We start from the raw sequence: 17,748 nt of genomic DNA, 5'->3' as shown, positions 1-17,748 counted from the left end.
GTCAGATTGAGCCAAAATGGCCAGAAATCCTGCAATTTAGATGCGTCTGCCCTGGTAACATGACCTGAAGGGGAGTTTGAAATATGACTACGAGTTGGGAACATTTTGAACATCAGGCGGATATTGGAGTCCGTGGGTTTGGGGCTACTCTGGAGTCAGCCTTTGAACAGGCGGGGATGGCGATGGTGTCCGTCATGGTGCCCTTGGAGCGAGTGGCTCAATCCACCCGGGTAATGGTGAAGTGTGAGGCCCCGGATTGTGAATTGTTGTTTACGGATTGGCTGAACAGTATCCTTCGGGAAATGTCGTTAAGGAGGATGGTGTTTTCTAGGTTTTGTGTAAAAATTCAGGAAGGGCGGTTGAGGGGCGAGTTATGGGGTGAAGCCGTGGATAGTGATCGACATGAGCCGTCCGTTGAGGTCAAGGCGGCCACCTACTATGCGTTGAAGGTAGGTCAGGATGCGCAGGGACAGTGGATGGCACAGTGTGTGGTCGATGTGTGAGGAGGCATAAATGAATAAGGCAAAACTCATCAAGCGATCTGAATGGGCATGGGAGATACCCATGACGGGCAGTATGCTGGTGCCTGGACTTCTATATGCTTCAGAATCCCTGATTGAAGAGTTGGATGACAAGGTTTTTGAGCAACTTTCGAATGTGGCTGCCTTGCCGGGGATCATGAGAGCGGCATATGCCATGCCTGATGCCCATTGGGGATATGGGTTTCCGATAGGCGGGGTTGCGGCCTTTGATCCGCAGGCCGGAGGAGTGATCTCGGCCGGTGGGGTCGGCTTCGACATTTCTTGTGGTGTCAGGACGCTGCTAACCCCCTATTGTTACAATGATCTGCAGGCCGTCCGTGATAAGTTGGGTGATGCCCTTTTCTATCACGTTCCCGCCGGAGTAGGCAGTACCAGTCGCTTACGTTTAAATGCCCGCGACATGACCGCTATGTTGACAGGAGGGGCCAGATGGGCTGTTGAGCAGGGATATGGGATGGAGGGTGATGTAGCGCGAATTGAAAGCCAAGGGCGATGCGAGGATGCCGATCCGGCCCAAGTGTCAAAAGAGGCGCGCCAGCGGCAAGTTGAAGAAATGGGGACGCTGGGGGCGGGCAACCACTATCTGGAGATTCAAGTTGTCAGAGAGATTTTTGATGAGTCCATTGCTCGTGCCTATGGCTTGGTTCCGGAGGGTGTAGTGGTCAGCATTCATTGCGGTTCAAGGGGATTGGGCCATCAGGTGGCTACCGAATTTTCGCGACGGATGGTAATCGAAGCAAGTGATTACGGCATTAACGTTCGCGACCGTGAGCTTGCGTCGGTTCCGGCATATTCTCCGCCCGGGAAGAGCTATTATGGCGCTATGCGGGCGGCAGCCAATTGTGCGTTGGCGAATCGCCAGATCCTTTCTCATTTTGTCAGGGAAGTGTTTTGTTCCGTGCTGGGCGAAGCCCCTTTAAATCTTTTGTATGATGTTTCGCATAACCTTTGTTCGCTTGAAGATCACGAGGTGGAGGGGAAGAAGAAGCAGCTGTTTGTGCACCGCAAAGGTGCCACTCGCGCCTTAGGACCTGGGCATTCTGATCTGCCGGGGTGCTATAGTCAAGTTGGGCAACCAGTATTGGTAGGGGGCACGATGGGAACTGCCTCGTACATTCTTGCTGGAACGGCCGAAGGGGATCAATTGGGGTTTAGTTCCGCCTGTCATGGAGCGGGGCGCAGTCAGAGTCGAAGCCAGGCGTTAAAGCAATATCGTGGCGAGGATGTGGTTGAGAAATTGAGGCGGCGGAATATTACCATCAAAACCCGGTCGTATCGCGGCGTTGCTGAAGAGGCGCCGGCGGCGTATAAGGATGTCAGTGAAGTCGTGCGTGCAACGGCCGGAGCCGGACTCGCACGGCTGGTGGCTCGATTGGAGCCCATGATTTGCGTGAAGGGATAAATTAAGAATGAGTACAAAAGGGCAGCTTAGTCAGATTGCCAGCGAGCGGGCTTTATTGGTTCAGGTGGTCATTGGCCGTGCCGGGCGAATTGTAGCGCAGGACTCTCTGGAGGAGCTTGAGCGTTTGGCGGATACCGCAGGGGCGGTGGTACTCGGGACACTCTCACAAAATCGACCGGCCCCAACGCCTAAATATTTTATCGGGGAGGGTAAGATCGAGGAGATCAAGCTTGCATGTCAGCAGGTGAATGCCAATCTTGTGATATTTGACAATGAACTCTCGCCTGTTCAGGTGAATAACCTCGATCAGGCGATTGGGGTCAAGGTGATTGATCGCACCGAGGTAATCCTCCAAATTTTTGCTCGGCGTGCGCGGTCTGCCGAGGCCCAGATTCAGGTCGAGTTGGCGCAGCTTCAATATCTCGTTGGACGTTTGCCTGTTTCCGAAAAACAGGCGCGTTTTAGCGGGGGGATCGGTATGAAGGGGCCGGGCGAGAGTCCCTTACGGTTGCGCAACGAGCCGATGCGGCGGCGCATCAAGGACTTGAAAGACAAACTGGAAACCATTCAGCAGCGCCGTGAACGGACCCGTGCACGACGGCCCTGGGCGGCGGTCAGTTTGGTGGGCTATACCAATGCCGGAAAGTCCACCCTGTTGAATACCCTGTCAGGAACAGATGCCTATGTGGATGACCGGTTATTTGCCACGCTTGATACCAAAAGCAGGTTGATCCGCCTGGCGGACGGGGTTGAGGCATTATTGACAGATACAGTAGGCTTCATCCGACACCTGCCTCATGGTCTGGTTGCTTCGTTTCGCTCCACTCTCGAAGAGGTGGCTGAGGCCGATGTTTTGCTGCATGTGGCGGATGCCGGGCATCCGTATGTGAGTGAGCATTGTGAGGTGGTGTTTGAAAATCTGACCGAGATTGGTGCAGACAAAGTTCCGGCAATTCTTGTATTCAATAAATGCGACACGCCTGCCGCCTGCGGAAATATTTCAGAATTACTCAAAATGTATCCGGGCTCCATGGCCGTATCGGCCTTGAACCGGGAAGGGATTGATGCCTTGAAAACACGGTTGATAGAGATGATTTCCGGGAGGAACCAGAATGGTTGAGAAATTGCGGGTAAAGCAGTGGATTGTGTTGATTTTGATTCTGGTGGGTGGATGTGCCCCGGCACGGGAGATCGAGAAGGCGGCGGTCGCCACGGGTTCCCATTTTTATTTCGTCCAGATAACCGACACACATTGGGGTGCCAAGGATGGTATGGCCATGACCCGAAGTGCTGTCGAAATGATCAACCAACTGCCTGTTAAAATAGAGTTTGTGACGCTCACGGGAGATATATTCTCGGACTCAATCCGAAATGAACAGATTGTCAGGGATGGCGTCGCAGTACTCAAGGAGTTGAAAGCCCCTGTTTATTGTGTCCCGGGAAACCATGATCTCCTTCAGGATGATTTTGGACGGACGCAGTTCCTTTTTGAGGAAAATTTCGGGCCAACGTCCCAGAAGGTCATGGTTAAAGGGGTGGCGTGTTTATTCCTTTGCACCGAGATCCAGAGCGGGGAAAAGTGCAGCGCGTGGCAGATTGAGCGCGCGGTCATTGAAAAGATGCTGGGGACTTCGGCTGAGCCAGCCCTTATTTTTATGCATCGCCCGCCTCTGCGGGATTTACTTGGAAATGAGGGTAAGGATGCGGAATCATGGGGAGAGATGTCGGATCCACGCTGGGCGCGCTTATTCGAAAAATATCCCGGTGTCAAAGGGGTGTTCGCCGGACATTTTCACCGTGATGAAATGGTGTGGATCGGTGAAGTGCCAGTGTATGCAGCCCCTGCGCTGGCCCGCTTTTGGGATCGACAGCCAGCGTTTCGCTTATACGAATACAAGGATGGCCGTATCCATTACTGGACACTCTATCCCGAACGCCCGCAAAAGCGGTAAATCAGGCTTTTGCTTTTTCAGGATTCCGGAGCACGAATAATCCCGGAGAATCCTTTTTGAAAGAGCGATCGGTGTACATTTTCACGTTCAGGGCGTTAATGGGGTCTTGCGAACGCCACTGATAGCCACCCGCCAGACTGGCATCATAAATCTCGTGAACCGACATCGGTTTCCCGGCTTCAATCAGAATGTTACTGATCATCGTGCGCAAACTCGGCTGAGCTTTGCGGGGGAGGCGCATATTACGGACGGTCACGCTCAAAGGGGTGGGGCGTTTTTCGGCCTTTTTGAGTATCGCGGCCATTTCCGTTTCCAGAAGTTCGATTTTTTGACGGAGAATCATTATCTTTTTTAGATCGTCCGAACATAATTCATTTAAATTGATCATGGAGTGCTCCTTGTCGTTATTTGTTGGTCATTATGCATATTTCTATTGATGAAGCAACTAGTTCTTTAATGATCTAAATAGTGACAAATGTCCGGGTTAAATGCCTTAAGGATTTAATGTGAAGGTGGGCAGGCACTCGACTGCGGATGGCTGTGTTTTTTTTAGTGAACCTTTTTGTGGCGCCAAACGTTTATCTCTCGTAACCATGATCAGGGAGCTTATATGAAAACAGTCGTAGCGGGAAAATTGTATTTAGGCATCAGGTTGGCGATATTTGGAGCGATGATGGTGGAGGCCATGGCGGGTGTAAGTCAGCCGGGCGGGACAGCCACTAACCTTGTGGTGACGGCACTGCGCATCCCGCGCGATGAACTATCGGTCCCTTACACGGCGTACAAGTTGGAGGCGAAGGATACCCAACTCCGGAAGGCGGCTCGAAGTACCCCGGAAGTATTTCAAGGGCTTCCCTCCGTGATGGGCCAAAAAACAGCGAATGGACAGGGCTCGCCCTATTTCCGCGGCTTTACGGGGTTCCGTAATCTTTTACTCATTGATGGCGTTCGCCTGAACAACTCCGTGTTTCGTGATGGGCCAAACCAGTATTGGAGTACGGTGGATTCCCTGTCGGTGAGCGATTACGATATCGTCATGGGGCCTTCCTCGGTTCTGTATGGCAGTGATGCCATTGGGGGGGCGGTTAATGCAACGACAGTGGCGCCACCGTCGGACTATCAGGGGCAACCGGTTTGGGCACCGGTGCTTTATTACCGTGGGGCCAGTGCGGAACGATCCACCACAAGTAGGATGCAGTTAGGGGCGCGGCTGAATGAGCAGGTTGGATTTGTCGGTGGAGTTTCGGTTAAAAACTATGGAGACCTGCGTGGTGGCGATGAGGTCGATCGTCAGAAGCATACCGGTTATGATGAATTGGATTATGACGGGCGTGTGGATGTCAATCTCAACCCGGATAACCAGTTAACGGTCGGGCATCAGTCGGTCAGTCAGGATGACGTCTGGCGCACCCATAAAACCATCTACGGGTTGACGTGGGAAGGCTTGAAAGCAGGGGATGAGAAAAGTCGGTTTCTGGACCAGCATCGGAATCTTGATTATGTGACCTATGCCGGGAAAAATTTAAACACGTTTATCGATCGCATGAAGTTAACCCTATCGCGACAGGATCAGCAGGAGGATGAATCACGGGTCAAGAAGGACCGCACCGGCGAGAAACAGGGATTCGACGTCACCACATGGGGTTCTTCGCTTCAATTGGAATCTGATACCGTTCTGGGAAACTGGGTTTACGGGGCCGAGTATTATCATGACAGCGTGGATTCTTACCTGAACAAATATAAAGCCAATGGCACCTTGAGCAAAGTGGCGATTCAGGGGCCTGTCGCTGATGATGCCCGTTATGATTCAGTCGGTTTTTATGTGCAGGATACGATCAGCTTTTTCAATGATCAATTGGATGTGATCCCCGGGGCCAGATATACGGCCGCACAGGTTGATGCCAACCGGGTATTGAACCCTGAAAACAATAAGGTCATGTCTGTGGAGGGAGACTGGGATACTGTTGCCGGATCACTTCGCCTCTTGCATCCCCTGACGCAGGATAGGCGGCATACGGTGTTTGCCGGACTGTCGCAGGGCTTTCGTGCTCCGAATTTGTCCGATTTGACGCGGCTGGATACGGCGCGGAGTAACGAGATCGAAACGCCGGTGTCCGACCTCGAGCCGGAGCATTTTCTGTCCTATGAGGCTGGCATAAAATCCCGTTTCGATTATTTTTCGACAGCGCTCACCTATTACTACACCGATATTGATAGCATGATCGTCCGCGCTCCCACCGGGCGGGTGATTGATGGGCTAAATGAGGTGACCAAGAAAAACTCTGGGAATGGTTATATCCAGGGAGTGGAATGGCTCAATACTGTGACCGTGACGAAAAACTGGTCGGGTTGGTTGAGCGCCAGCTGGATGGAAGGTGAGGTGGACTCCTATCCGACTTCTTCCCCCCAAAAGCAGCGTGACTATATAACTCGACTCATGCCGCCGACTGTCCAGGCGGGGGTGCGGGCGCAAACTGATAACGCGAAATATTGGGCGGAAGGGGTTTGTGATGCGGCTGAAAAGGCGGATAAATTGTCTGCCGATGACCTCCGCGATACGCAGCGGATTCCTCCCGGCGGGACGCCCGGGTATGCGGTGTTTGGTGTCCGGGTCGGTTCCCAGGTCACCTCTTCCCTTGCTTTGTCGCTGGCGGTGGAGAATGTTTTGGACGAGGATTACCGCATCCATGGCTCAGGCTGCAATGAGCCGGGCCGCAATGTTGTTCTGACAGGCCGCTACACGTTCTAACGGCTTAAGGGGAGCCAGCGGAGGATCCTTTGAATATTGGTATCCCAATATCCCCATTCATGGGTGCCCGGGCCTTCTTCATAGGTCAGGTCAAAGTTATGGGCATTTAGATGATTTTTGAACTTCAGGTTATCCTGATAGAGGAAATCCTCCGTGCCGCAGCACTGGAATAATTTCGGCTTGGCCGCACTCGAGTTCGCCAATTCATGGGAGAGGTGGAAGAGATCATTGGCGGTCCCGTAAACGGGCTTGTCCCCGAAAATACTGTAATGTTCTGCAATCCGGTCGGGCATGTGTTTTGACAGTTCCATCGGGTCAAGTGCTCCGGACAGGCTGGCGGCTGCGGCGAACTTCTCCGGTCTGGCTAGTGCCAGTTTGAAGGCCCCGTAGCCGCCCATCGAGAGGCCTGCCGCGAAGGTGTCTTCGCGTTTATCTGATATCGGAAAAAAGGATTCCGCCAGACGGGGCAATTCCTCGCTGACAAAGGTCCAGTACTTAAGCCCGGTGTGCATGTCGGTGTAGTAGCTCCGTGCCACGGCCGGCATGACGACCGCGATACCCAGATCGGACACATAGCGCTCGATGGAGGTGCGTCGCAACCAGATCGTGTGGTCATCTGACATCCCGTGCAGAAGATAGAGGACGGGGTGTTTCTTGTCACCCGCCTTGCCGGTCATTCCAATCTGGCTCCGGGTATTTTGGGGTAGAATGACCGTCATGGATGAGCACAGTCCGAGACTGTCGGAAAAGAAATCACAGTGAATAAGAGCCATACAGTCGGATCCTTTTGGAGTTAGCTGAGGGTGTAGAAAGTGGAAGCGCTCAGGATGTTGACGTTCTTTTTGTGAAGAATTTCGATGGCGCGATCTGCGTCCTCGATCCGGGCAATCAGGACGGCGTTACTGCCGCGCTTCAGCGTGAAGGCATACATGTACTCGATGTTGACGGCACTGGGCTCCAGAACGGCCAGAATGCTTGCCATACCGCCGGGGCAGTCAGGAATCTCGATGGCGAGTACCTCGCTGACATTGACGACACAGCCCGCTTTTTCCAGGACGTTTTTGGCTTTTTCCCAGTCCTTGACGATCAGGCGTAAAATCCCGAACTGCTCGGTGTCGGCGAGGCAGAGTGTGAGAATATTGATTCCTGCTTCGGCGAGTGCCTTGCAGGGCTGGCTCAGGCGTCCGGGTTTGTTTTCGAGAAATACCGAGAGTTGTTTCAGTTTCATAGGGCAACCCCTTCCTTGCGTTGATCAATTACCCGCTTGGCCTTGCCCTGACTCCGGGCAATCGTCTGCGGCTCCACGAGGCGGACATTTGCGCGCAGGCCGACGACATGCTCAATGGCATGGGAGAATTTCTTCTGGAGTTGTTCAAGGGCACTGACCCGGTCCCGGAACATCTCCTCGGTAACCTCCACCTGCACCTCGATCTGATCCAGGCCTTCCTTGCGACTCAGGACAATCTGATAATGAGGAAGTGATTGCTCCACCTTAAGCAGCGCGGCCTCAATCTGTGACGGGAATACGTTCACACCACGGATGATGATCATGTCGTCGCTGCGATGGCTAATCCGGCAGATCCGGCGGATGCTTCGCCCGCAAGCGCAGCGCTCCGGGATGATGGAGGTGATATCATGGGTCCGGTAGCGGATCATGGGAATCGCCTGTTTGCTGAGAGTGGTCAGAACCAGTTCGCCCTCTTCGCCATCAGGGAGAACCTGGCTCGTCTTGGGATCCACGATTTCCATTAGGAAATGATCCTCAAAGACATGAAGTCCGTTTTGTTGGGAACATTCGGTGGCGACCCCGGGGCCAATAATCTCGGACAATCCGTAAATGTCGTAAGCTTTGATATGGGCCCGCTCCTCAATGTGGGCGCGCATCCCGTCCGTCCAGGGTTCGGCCCCGAATACACCTGCCTTGAGCTTCAGATCCTTGAAGCCTGTTCCCGTGGCTTCGATGGATTCGATGAGGTGAAGGAAATAGCTGGGGGTGGAGCAAATGGCGGTGACTCCGAAATCCTGCATGACCATGATCTGGCGTTCGGTGTTGCCCCCGGAGATGGGGATGACGGTGGCCCCCAGGGCTTCCGCTCCGTAATGAGCACCCAGCCCACCCGTGAAGAGCCCATAGCCGAAGGCATTCTGGATTACATCGTTTTCACTGAGCCCGGCGGCGCAGAAGGTGCGGGCCATGACACTGGACCAAACTTTCATGTCATCCCGCGTATACCCGACTACGATCGGTTTGCCGGTTGTACCACTGGAGGCATGCAGGCGAACGACCTCTTTCATGGGACGGGCAAACAGTCCGTAGGGATAGGTGTCACGCAGATCCGTTTTGTTTGTGAACGGCAGTTTGGCCGTGTCGGCAATGGTTTTAATGTGTTCCGGCTTGAGTCCAATCTCATCCATTCGCCCTCGTGTCAGGGGAACGTTGTCATAGGCGGCTTGTACTATGGCCTGAAGACGGTGGAGTTGAATGCGATGCAACTCGTCAGGGCATAGAAAGTCAGCATAGCTGTCGGGATGGATGGGGCTATTGCTCATGAGGCTCCTTATTTATCGAGATGGCGTCCGGCTTCGAATGACGCCAGGTTAATGGCGTGCAGCTTTTCCGGGAAAATGTCGTAGATCGTCTTTTGCCAGGACTCAACAGGGATGTCGAGGTGTCGACTGAGCGTACCGAGCATGGCGATGTTCAGGCTCTTCTTGTTGGGCAGGGTAACATTATCGAACGACTGGGCGTTGATCAAGATGCCTGCCGGTCGCAATGCGGGACGGTGGTTCTCCAATTCTTCCGGTGCAAGAATCAGGAGAAAATCGGTTTCAGCGTTCGGAATCATCGGACTGAGAACTTCCTTGCCGAACCGGATATCGCTGGTTACAGAACCGCCCCGCTGGCTCATGCCATGCACCTCGGCTTTTTTGACGTCATACCCGGCCCGGAAGAGGACTTCTGCGAGAACCTGGGCGCTTTTGATGATTCCCATCCCGCCAAGTCCGGCGATTCGGATGTTAGTGGTTTTTTCTGTTTTCAAAGGATGTTCCTTTTATGCTTTCTGCTCATAGGAGCGGATGCGGCCAGCTGCCAAGAGACAGGGTTGACGGCCGACGATGACGGTCAATTCGTTGGATTTCAACGCCTTGATCAATGTGTCTTCGAGTTCTGCGGTTTGACGAACCGGGTCCAGAACGGTGACGTTCTTGATTCCCATGGCTTTGACCACATCCTCGATCATGATTCGTGTGGTGGGTGTGTGATCCAGTCGTCGCCCCGTCGCGGGATGTTCCTGCTGGCCGGTCATGGCTGTGGTAAGGTTATCCAGCACGATGAGTACATGGCCGGTGGGGGGCGGGTTGAATACCATCTCCGCCACGCCCGTAAGTCCGCTGTGCATGAACGTGCTATCGCCAATGACGCTTACGACCCGGCGCGCTTCCACTTCAGGCAACACATGTCGTAGCCCCAGACCGATACCGATACTGGCACCCATACAGATTTGGGAATCCATGGCCGAGAGTGGCGGCAGGGCGGCAAGAGTGTAGCATCCGATATCACCCGATACGATGCAGTCATGTTTTTTGAGAACCTCAAAAACGTACCCGTGCGGGCAGGCATTACAAAGTCGTGGAGGGCGCGCTTTGGGGGGCGGAGGTTCGGGAGTGGCATCCCCTTTCAGAATTCGACGCACGCGGTCCACGGTCAATTCGCCCATCCGGTAGGCTTCCGGGTTCCAGGGCACATCGCCGCCTGCGGCCCGGATCTGCTCAACAAGAACCGGGTCATTTTCCTCGATAACAAAGCGCTGGGTTTTGTCCTTGAGGAAATTCAAAATCATTTTAATCGGTAGTGGATAGGTCATCCCGAGCTTGAGAACTGCGGCTTCCGGACAGGCCTCCCTGGCATGTACACTGGCCACGCTGGCGGACACAATGCCGATACCTGATTTTCCCGGGAGCAGGGTGTTAGGTCCCTCGGTTTCGCACCACTCCTGAATTTCTGCAAGTTTGGCGCGAAGGGCTTTGTGCTTGATCCTGGCATGACCCGGAATCATGACCCGGCCGGGAATATCACGCACGAAATGTGGGGTGGCAGGTGATTCAATGGAATCCGAAGTCCGGACGATAGACGTGGTATGGGAGACCCGTGTGGTCATACGCAGAATGACTGGGGTTTTCCAGCGGGCCGAGACGGTGAATGCAAGCCGGATGAAGTCATAGGATTCCTGGGAATTGGCGGGCTCAATGACTGGGACACCCGCCGCTATTCCGTAACGGCGTGTATCCTGCTCGTCTTGACTGGAGGCGAGGCCGGGATCATCCGCGACCACGAATACGAGGGCGCCTTGGACGCCGCTATAGGCGGCGGTGAACAGGACGTCAGAGGCCACGTTAAGGCCAACATGCTTCATGGTTACCATGGCGCGGGCACCGGCGAAAGCGACTCCCAGTGCGACTTCGGCGGCCACTTTTTCATTGGGGGCCCACTCGGCTTGACCGCCGATGGCATCATAATTTTCAAGAATTTCGGTTGAGGGGGTGCCGGGATATCCAGTTCCCCGGGCGCAACCCGCATGGAGTGCTCCCAAGGCAACCGCCTCATTACCGCTGAGAAGTTGTCGTTCAGCCATAGTGATAACCTTTTTTAAGACCGGCGAAGCATCTCAAAACTCTCAAATCGGGTCACGCACAAAAGTCGTTTTGGCGGGAATAATAAAAAGACATATTCACGAGCTTCGTAGAGCGTGTATGATCATAATAATTTAATTTTTTCCCTTGATCTTGATCCTTGTGAATGGTAGAAGCCAATTTATGTCTAGACACAATGAGTCAAATGCCGGAGCCCTGCCCGAATCACTTGGTACTTGGCTTCGTGAACTCCGCCAGGCGAAGGCGCTTCCTTTGCGCGCAGTTGCCGCTGCTGCGGAGATGGACTCCACGCTTCTGAGCAAGATCGAGCTGGGGCAACGATTGCCTACGGAGGCGCAGGCCAAGGCGCTTGCCACATTTTTCGGGGTCCCCCTTGATGACGTGGAAGCCAAACGAATCACTGCCCGGTTCTGGCAGGAGAATAACAGTAACCCTGCCGCTGCCAAAGCCGCGGCCATGATTCGTGAATCGGCACCTGCTTACATGATGCCCCTTGAAGCCGCGAAACCGGTGAAACACGCCTCCCCCTCTACACAATATCCAACGTCCACTCCCTCTCGAGGTTCCCATGACTAAAGAGAAACGATTCCTTGATGCTCTCCGTGACCTGTTTATCGGCGCGAAGGTTGATGGCCAGTCTGGCTATATCAACCTCATGCGTATCAAGGCCGCCTATTTCCATCAGATCGTCGAGCCGGCCCTGATGGCGGATGTCGACGCGGCCATCACCACCTTTCCTGACTTCCGGGAAGAACTTTTCGACAAACTGCACGCTTTCTTCAGTCGCTACTTCAGCCGCTCGGGCTCCATCTGTTTCGCCTACACGCCCCAACACATGAGCGTTTACGAGAAGGTCTATACTGACGAGCAGGACACCGTCCTGTTCTGGAAGACCCACATGCTTTACTACGTGAAGACGGACCGTATTTTTCGCGACATGAAGGTCACGGTTGAGGATCAGGTCTTTTTCTTTGACTGCACGGGCCTGGAGCACAAGAAGGCCAACGAGAAGCGCGAACTCGTCTTTGCGTTCCAGGGGGTGGAGAAAGACGGCGCGGTTCGTCTTGCCGTCACCCACTCCGAACGTGGACGCCAGACCAAGGATGACGAAATTCTAAAAACCCTGAAGAAAGCCGGGCATCCCGTTAAGGAATCCGTCCTTGAAAAAGCGATGTCGGTTTTCGGACGTCAGAGCGAGGTGGATTATTTCATCAACAAAGATGCACGCGGCTTTCTGCGTGAGCAGTTTGATCTCTGGATGTACCAGTACCTGTTTAAAGATAACACGCCATGGTCGCAAGCCCGTATACGTCAACTCCAGTCCCTCAAGGAGCTTGCATTCAGGTTGATCGATTTCATCGCTCAATTTGAGGATGAACTGGTGCGGATCTGGAACAAGCCGAAATTTGTCCGGGGCTCACACTACGTCATCACCCTTGACCGGATTGCCGCGCGCGAGGGCGGACTTGACCTGTTGGCCGATTTGCTTAAACACAAAGGCATGGTGGCCCAGGTGACGGAGTGGCAGGAACTCTCCATCGTCACCGCCGACTTCAAAGCCGGTGTTATTCTCGAGGGTAAGGGTAAGGAGCGCAAGCTCGTGGATGCCTGGCGCTCTTTGCCGCTCGATACCCTCCATTTCAAGTCGCTGGAACTTCGTCTGCTGGGTTTATTTGATGACCTTGATGCCTCAATCGACGGCCGCCTTATTAAGAGCGAGAATTGCCAGGCACTGAATACATTCCGGGATAAGTTCCGCGGACGTATCAAAATGTTCTATATCGATCCACCTTACAACACGGGGAGTGATGGATTCCAGTACCGGGATACATTCCGTCATGCCTCATGGATCACTATGCTCCAGGATCGTCTTGCCGCCTGTTACCCAATGCTAGCCCCCAAAGGGGTTCTATTCTCAAGCATTGACGACAAGGAGCGGAGACATCTGGAATTTGCCTTGGACGATGTCTTTGGCCGAGAGAACCGGGTCGAAGAAATCATCTGGGTCCAGAACACTACGAAAAATCAGTCTCCGACGTACTCAACCAACCACGAGTACGTTGAAGTCTATGCGAAGGATCTGCCAAAGGCTGCGGCGGATGTGCGTATGTTCCGCGAACCCAAGCCGGGTTATATCGAGATGACTGAGCTCACTGAAAAACTTAATTCCGACTATCCTCCCATCGATCTGATTGAAGCCAAGATCGCTGAACTATTTGAGACCCATCGTGCAGAATTCCGTGCCGAATTGGAGGAGCAGGGAATCGAATATGATCGAACCCTTGACTCTTGGAAAGGTCTTTACAACTACTCGCATGCAGAATATCGAGACTCGAATGGTAGATTTGTAAAAGAGCAACAGGCTCGCACCAAGAAGGCGGCAATATGGATCTGGCGTGAAGATAATCCCTCTATGCCTGCCGGAAAACAAGCCCACACTACACGTGACCCGAATGATACAAATTACCGATTCTATACACCACTGCACCCTAAAAGCCAAAAGCCGAGTAAATGCCCCAAGCGTGGCTGGGGAATGCCAGAAAAGCCGGATCCGAAACAGCCGGATAGGGGTAATTTTGAAGCCATGGCTTCTGATGGCAGGATTGTCTGGGGCGAAAGTGAATCAAAGGTTCCACAGGTTAAAAAATTTCTACATGAAGTAGACACGCTGGTCGCCAAGTCTGTTGTCATGGACTACACTGACGGTGAGAAGCAACTAACAGAACTTGTTGGATCCACGAACACGTTTTCGAATCCAAAGCCGACGACCCTGATTTCTCGGTTTATTCTTCAAACGGCGGATGAAAACGAGTGGGTAGGCGATTTTTTCGCCGGATCAGGTACTACAGGCCACGCCATTTTAGAAGCCTATCAAACCGATAGAATCAGGCGCCGGTTTCTCCTCGTCGAAACTGCGGAATATTTTGATACAACCCTATTGCCGAGAATCAAACGGGTATTCGCAGCAACCAATTGGAAAGGTGGAAAGCCAATCAAATTGGGCGGCCCCGGTCTTTTCTGTAAAGTCTGCCATCTCGAACAATACGAGGAGGCGATCGCCAACTCCGTGTATGATGGCGATGACGGTGACCTCTTCCGCAACACCAAGACCGATCCCTATAGCCAGTACGTTTTCTTCAGGGACTCGAAAATGGCGAGGGCGATTGAATTGGATTATAAGAAAGATGCGGTTGACGTCCACCTGGATCGGCTCTACCCGGATATTGACCTGGCTGAAACCCTGTCCTGCGTGACGGGAAAGTGGATTAAGCGCATCACTGCGGATGAGGTTGAGTTTGCTGATGGAACGCGCCAGAGCCTTATCAAGCCGGACTGGCGTCTGTTAAAACCGCTCATTTTCTGGGGCCCCGTGGTGTGAGTAACGTATGCCGTTAAAATCCCTAGAACATCTGGCATCCAAAGTGCCGTTTGAGACGCTGCCGGCGAACTGGAGTACGTTCGCCCTTGGCCGTTTCTCACCCGATAAAAGCCTGTGGGACTACCAGCAACTGGCATTGAGGCTGGCCCTTTCCGTCCTGTTCAAATTCTACGAAGAGTTTGAGGATTTCATCCCCGGTGAGGATGTCTCCGCAGATGTCGTGCGAAAGCGGAAACTGACCGAATGGTATGCCGACGGCATGCTGCTTTCGGCAAAGGAACGAAATTCCCTCAACCTCTCGCTGGTCCGGGCGAAACGCCCGCTTCAGGAATTGGTTGATGATTTCTTTGCCCTCGATGAAAATAATCCGCAACTGGACTTTGAGCGCCTGTGTAACCGGGTGGGGTTCTGGATGGCTACCGGGAGTGGCAAGACCCTCGTTCTGGTCAAACTCCTTGAAATCCTGCATTTACTCATGCGGCGGCAGGAGATCCCGGTTTGTGATGTTCTGATGCTGACCCACCGGGAAGACCTGCTGGTCCAATTCCAGAACGCGATTAACGAATACAACCACGCGCCGGATGCCCCCATCCATATCGAACTGTGCGAACTCAGGGAATACCCGGAGGCCAAGCGTGAGGCGCCGGGCGGTCTCCTCGGTCGTGATTCCACTCTGCGAGTGTTCTATTACCGCTCGGATAACTTGAGCGATGAGCATAAGGAACGTATTGTAGACTTCCGCAATTATGACAATGGCGGCCGGTGGTATGTCCTGCTCGATGAGGCCCACAAAGGTGTGGCCGAGGACTCTAAACGGAAATATATTTACACCATCATGACCCGAGCCGGGTTCCTGTTCAATTTTTCCGCCACCTTCACGGATACGCTTGATCTGACGACGACGGTCCATAATTTTAATCTGGCCGAGTTCATTTCACGTGGGTATGGCAAGCATATCGCCATCCTGAAACAGGAACTTACCGCCTTCAAACGGCGCGCGGGTGGCGATTATACGGATGACGAAAAGCGAAAAGTCGTTCTCAAGAGCATGATGCTGATCGCATGTACCGCCCGCAAAGTGCGGGAACTCCGGGCGGAGTCGGGTGTTCCTGGGCTCTATCATCACCCGTTGCTCCTTGCCCTGGTGAATTCCGTGAATACGGAAGATGCCGATCTGAAACTGTATTTCCAACAACTGATTGCGATTGGCAGGGGGGAAGTGCCCACTCCTATGTGGAATGCGGCGCGCGATGAATTGTGGGAGGAATTGGCATCCGAGCCTCCATTCCTGTACGAAGACCGCCGCACGCTCCGTGTGGCACAGGCTGACATTATGGATATTCGGCCTGCTGATATCTGGCGTGATGTTTACAACAGCGAATCGGGAAAGGCCGGGGAGATTGAAGTACTGGTGCGGCCGGGGAACATCCGGGAAATTGCCTTCAAACTCAAAACTTCGGCAAGGCCGTTCGCTCTGATTAAAATCGGCGATATCACAAAGTGGCTTAAGGAGAGTTTGACGGGCTTCGATGCAATTGAAACCCTGGAGGATGAAAGTTTCTTTACGCAACTGAACCAGGCGGATTCGTCCATCAACATCCTTATGGGCTCCCGCAGTTTTTATGAAGGCTGGGATTCGAATCGTCCTAACGTCATCAACTTTGTCAACATTGGGACAGGCGATGATGCCCGGAAGTTCATTATCCAGTCTGTGGGGCGAGGCGTGCGTATCCAGTCCTGGGGTGGGGCGCGGAAGCGGCTTGAAGAACTTCATGATGAATTTGATGACAAGGCGATGTTTCGACGTCTTCGCGAAAAAGCCGAAGCGCCTGAGACTCTATATGTGCTCGGGACCAATAGGGACGCCCTGAATGTCGTCCTTGAAGAACTCAAGAAAGAGAAGCCACTCGTCCAGGACTTCCTGCGATTGGAACTGAATCCAGAGGTTGGGAAACGTCTGCTGCTGGTGCCCGAATACCGGGATCAAAGCAAGCCGCTGATAGACGAGCGGGTGCCGTCAAAATTTGAGATTGCCTCAAAAGACTTCGATTTGGTGTCAAAATACGATGCCGCCGTCGAAGATGACCGGGTTTTGCTATTGGCGCATGGCGGTTCGCCCAGTGTGGTAAAGCATTTCCGGGATTGCAACAAGGATTCCGATAAATATTTCGCCAAGCAGAGTGCCCGCAGTTATCGCAATATGGAAGTTATGGTTGGGCGGGTGATGGACTATTTTGGGCTGCGGATGCGTGAGGTTGAGCGGATACGGGAGCTGGAACCGGACGATATTGTTCACTTCCGGCAGATGGCGGTGGATAAAGTGCATGCCGAGGAAATCCAGAACCGGGTCAACAAGGTCATTAATTCGCAAACCAAGGAAGCCAAGGGGCGTGTGGCCGAATTGACCAGTAAGGTTGGGCAGATGGAGCTTGGGTTAATTGAAGCAACCCGGATTATGGAGACTGAGGGACTGACCGGTCATGAGACCTACAATCAGGATCTGACCTTGGAATATTTGGCAAATCATTACTACCTGCCGACGATTTATTCCAATGGAAAGCGTCTCGACTACCTTAAGCATATCATTGACACCGAAAGTGAAGTCCGTTTTCTCGGGGTTCTGCGCGACTACGTCAAAAAATCCGACTGTGTTTTGAAGAAACTGGACTGGTGGATGTTTAGCAAGTTGGATCAATACCTGGATGATCCCTTCATCCCCTACTACGATCCCAAACAGAATCGCGAGGCCCGGTTTATTCCTGACTTCATCTTCTGGGGTCAGTCTGGGAAGGACTACGTCATTCATTTTGTGGATCCCAAAGGCATGGAGCAGATCGACTGGGAACGCAAAGTTGACGGCTACTGCCGCCAGTTTGAAAATGGCAAAGAGGCGCCCCGTGTGTTTTCCTTCGACAATCTTACTGTCACCGTCCGCCTGTCCTTGTTCACGTCAGATCGCAATAAGTGCCCAGCGGGAAGTTATAATCGTTTCTGGCATGATAACGCGCGGGATCTTTTCTCGGCTGCGGTCAAGGGTATGGCTTCTGTAAAAGTGTAAAAAGCTGTTTGTG

The 17,748-nt window shown here is 53.1% G+C and carries 14 protein-coding genes; 8 read left to right on the top strand and 6 right to left on the bottom strand.

Going from position 1 to position 17,748, the window contains the following annotated elements:
- Positions 1-83: 83 nt before the first annotated feature.
- Genes WCI03_10960 through WCI03_10945 form a run of 4 tightly spaced genes read left to right on the top strand, consistent with a single transcriptional unit; the run spans position 84 to position 3,896 of the window.
- Positions 84-503, top strand: a complete 420-nt coding sequence (locus WCI03_10960; GenBank protein ID MEI8140374.1) for an archease — start codon at positions 84-86, stop codon at positions 501-503.
- Between the two features lie 10 nt (positions 504-513).
- Positions 514-1,944 (top strand): RtcB family protein, encoded by a 1,431-nt coding sequence (locus WCI03_10955; protein MEI8140373.1) that lies wholly within the window; start codon positions 514-516, stop codon positions 1,942-1,944.
- Positions 1,945-1,951: 7 nt separating this feature from the next.
- The gene (gene hflX / locus WCI03_10950; protein MEI8140372.1) at positions 1,952-3,064 is read left to right on the top strand and encodes a GTPase HflX; all 1,113 of its coding nucleotides are present in this window, start codon (positions 1,952-1,954) and stop codon (positions 3,062-3,064) included.
- Positions 3,057-3,896: a metallophosphoesterase gene (locus WCI03_10945; protein MEI8140371.1), complete on the top strand. Its 840-nt coding sequence runs from the start codon at positions 3,057-3,059 to the stop codon at positions 3,894-3,896. The genes hflX and WCI03_10945 overlap by 8 nt, the downstream gene beginning before the upstream one ends.
- A 1-nt stretch (position 3,897) precedes the next feature.
- Here WCI03_10945 and WCI03_10940 read toward each other — a convergent pair whose 3' ends face one another.
- Positions 3,898-4,284, bottom strand: coding sequence for a hypothetical protein (locus WCI03_10940; protein MEI8140370.1), 387 nt, complete (start codon positions 4,282-4,284; stop codon positions 3,898-3,900).
- A 222-nt stretch (positions 4,285-4,506) separates the two neighbouring features.
- Here WCI03_10940 and WCI03_10935 point away from each other — a divergent pair, with 222 nt between their 5' ends.
- Positions 4,507-6,645, top strand: a complete 2,139-nt coding sequence (locus WCI03_10935; protein ID MEI8140369.1) for a TonB-dependent receptor — start codon at positions 4,507-4,509, stop codon at positions 6,643-6,645.
- Here the strand turns inward: WCI03_10935 and WCI03_10930 are convergent.
- From WCI03_10930 to WCI03_10910, 5 genes are read right to left on the bottom strand one after another with little or no spacing between them, the layout of a single operon-like run.
- Positions 6,642-7,418, bottom strand: coding sequence for an alpha/beta hydrolase family protein (locus WCI03_10930; GenBank protein MEI8140368.1), 777 nt, complete (start codon positions 7,416-7,418; stop codon positions 6,642-6,644). The two genes, WCI03_10935 and WCI03_10930, sit on opposite strands and share 4 nt — an antisense overlap.
- A gap of 20 nt (positions 7,419-7,438) precedes the next feature.
- The gene (locus tag WCI03_10925; protein ID MEI8140367.1) at positions 7,439-7,873 is read right to left on the bottom strand and encodes an amino acid-binding protein; all 435 of its coding nucleotides are present in this window, start codon (positions 7,871-7,873) and stop codon (positions 7,439-7,441) included.
- The gene (locus WCI03_10920) at positions 7,870-9,195 is read right to left on the bottom strand and encodes a phenylacetate--CoA ligase (GenBank protein ID MEI8140366.1); all 1,326 of its coding nucleotides are present in this window, start codon (positions 9,193-9,195) and stop codon (positions 7,870-7,872) included. Before WCI03_10920 ends, WCI03_10925 begins: the two co-directional genes overlap by 4 nt.
- 8 nt (positions 9,196-9,203) lie before the next feature.
- Positions 9,204-9,686: a 2-oxoacid:acceptor oxidoreductase family protein gene (locus tag WCI03_10915; GenBank protein ID MEI8140365.1), complete on the bottom strand. Its 483-nt coding sequence runs from the start codon at positions 9,684-9,686 to the stop codon at positions 9,204-9,206.
- A gap of 12 nt (positions 9,687-9,698) precedes the next feature.
- Positions 9,699-11,279: a thiamine pyrophosphate-dependent enzyme gene (locus WCI03_10910; protein MEI8140364.1), complete on the bottom strand. Its 1,581-nt coding sequence runs from the start codon at positions 11,277-11,279 to the stop codon at positions 9,699-9,701.
- 181 nt (positions 11,280-11,460) lie between these two features.
- On the opposite strand from WCI03_10910, the gene WCI03_10905 reads away from it, so the two are divergent.
- From WCI03_10905 to WCI03_10895, 3 genes are read left to right on the top strand one after another with little or no spacing between them, the layout of a single operon-like run.
- Positions 11,461-11,874: a helix-turn-helix transcriptional regulator gene (locus WCI03_10905; GenBank protein MEI8140363.1), complete on the top strand. Its 414-nt coding sequence runs from the start codon at positions 11,461-11,463 to the stop codon at positions 11,872-11,874.
- A complete protein-coding gene (locus tag WCI03_10900) occupies positions 11,867-14,677 on the top strand; it encodes a site-specific DNA-methyltransferase (GenBank protein MEI8140362.1) in 2,811 nt (936 codons plus the stop codon). Before WCI03_10905 ends, WCI03_10900 begins: the two co-directional genes overlap by 8 nt.
- A gap of 7 nt (positions 14,678-14,684) precedes the next feature.
- Positions 14,685-17,735, top strand: a complete 3,051-nt coding sequence (locus WCI03_10895) for a DEAD/DEAH box helicase family protein (GenBank protein MEI8140361.1) — start codon at positions 14,685-14,687, stop codon at positions 17,733-17,735.
- Positions 17,736-17,748 lie beyond the last annotated feature (13 nt).

It is taken from the genome of bacterium, assembly GCA_037143175.1.
GTDB lineage: Bacteria > Verrucomicrobiota > Kiritimatiellia > CAIKKV01 > CAITUY01 > JAABPW01.
The sequence above is the reverse complement of the archived record's forward strand: the minus strand, read 5'-3'. Positions and strand labels throughout refer to the sequence as shown.

Coding starts and splice junctions, on each gene's coding strand:
- WCI03_10920 (MEI8140366.1), bottom strand. CDS start 9,195: ATGAGCAATAGCCCCATCCATCCCGACAGCTATGCTGACTTTCTATGC.
- hflX (MEI8140372.1), top strand. CDS start 1,952: ATGAGTACAAAAGGGCAGCTTAGTCAGATTGCCAGCGAGCGGGCTTTA.
- WCI03_10960 (MEI8140374.1), top strand. CDS start 84: ATGACTACGAGTTGGGAACATTTTGAACATCAGGCGGATATTGGAGTC.
- WCI03_10955 (MEI8140373.1), top strand. CDS start 514: ATGAATAAGGCAAAACTCATCAAGCGATCTGAATGGGCATGGGAGATA.
- WCI03_10925 (MEI8140367.1), bottom strand. CDS start 7,873: ATGAAACTGAAACAACTCTCGGTATTTCTCGAAAACAAACCCGGACGC.
- WCI03_10945 (MEI8140371.1), top strand. CDS start 3,057: ATGGTTGAGAAATTGCGGGTAAAGCAGTGGATTGTGTTGATTTTGATT.
- WCI03_10895 (MEI8140361.1), top strand. CDS start 14,685: ATGCCGTTAAAATCCCTAGAACATCTGGCATCCAAAGTGCCGTTTGAG.
- WCI03_10910 (MEI8140364.1), bottom strand. CDS start 11,279: ATGGCTGAACGACAACTTCTCAGCGGTAATGAGGCGGTTGCCTTGGGA.
- WCI03_10900 (MEI8140362.1), top strand. CDS start 11,867: ATGACTAAAGAGAAACGATTCCTTGATGCTCTCCGTGACCTGTTTATC.
- WCI03_10930 (MEI8140368.1), bottom strand. CDS start 7,418: ATGGCTCTTATTCACTGTGATTTCTTTTCCGACAGTCTCGGACTGTGC.
- WCI03_10935 (MEI8140369.1), top strand. CDS start 4,507: ATGAAAACAGTCGTAGCGGGAAAATTGTATTTAGGCATCAGGTTGGCG.
- WCI03_10905 (MEI8140363.1), top strand. CDS start 11,461: ATGTCTAGACACAATGAGTCAAATGCCGGAGCCCTGCCCGAATCACTT.
- WCI03_10940 (MEI8140370.1), bottom strand. CDS start 4,284: ATGATCAATTTAAATGAATTATGTTCGGACGATCTAAAAAAGATAATG.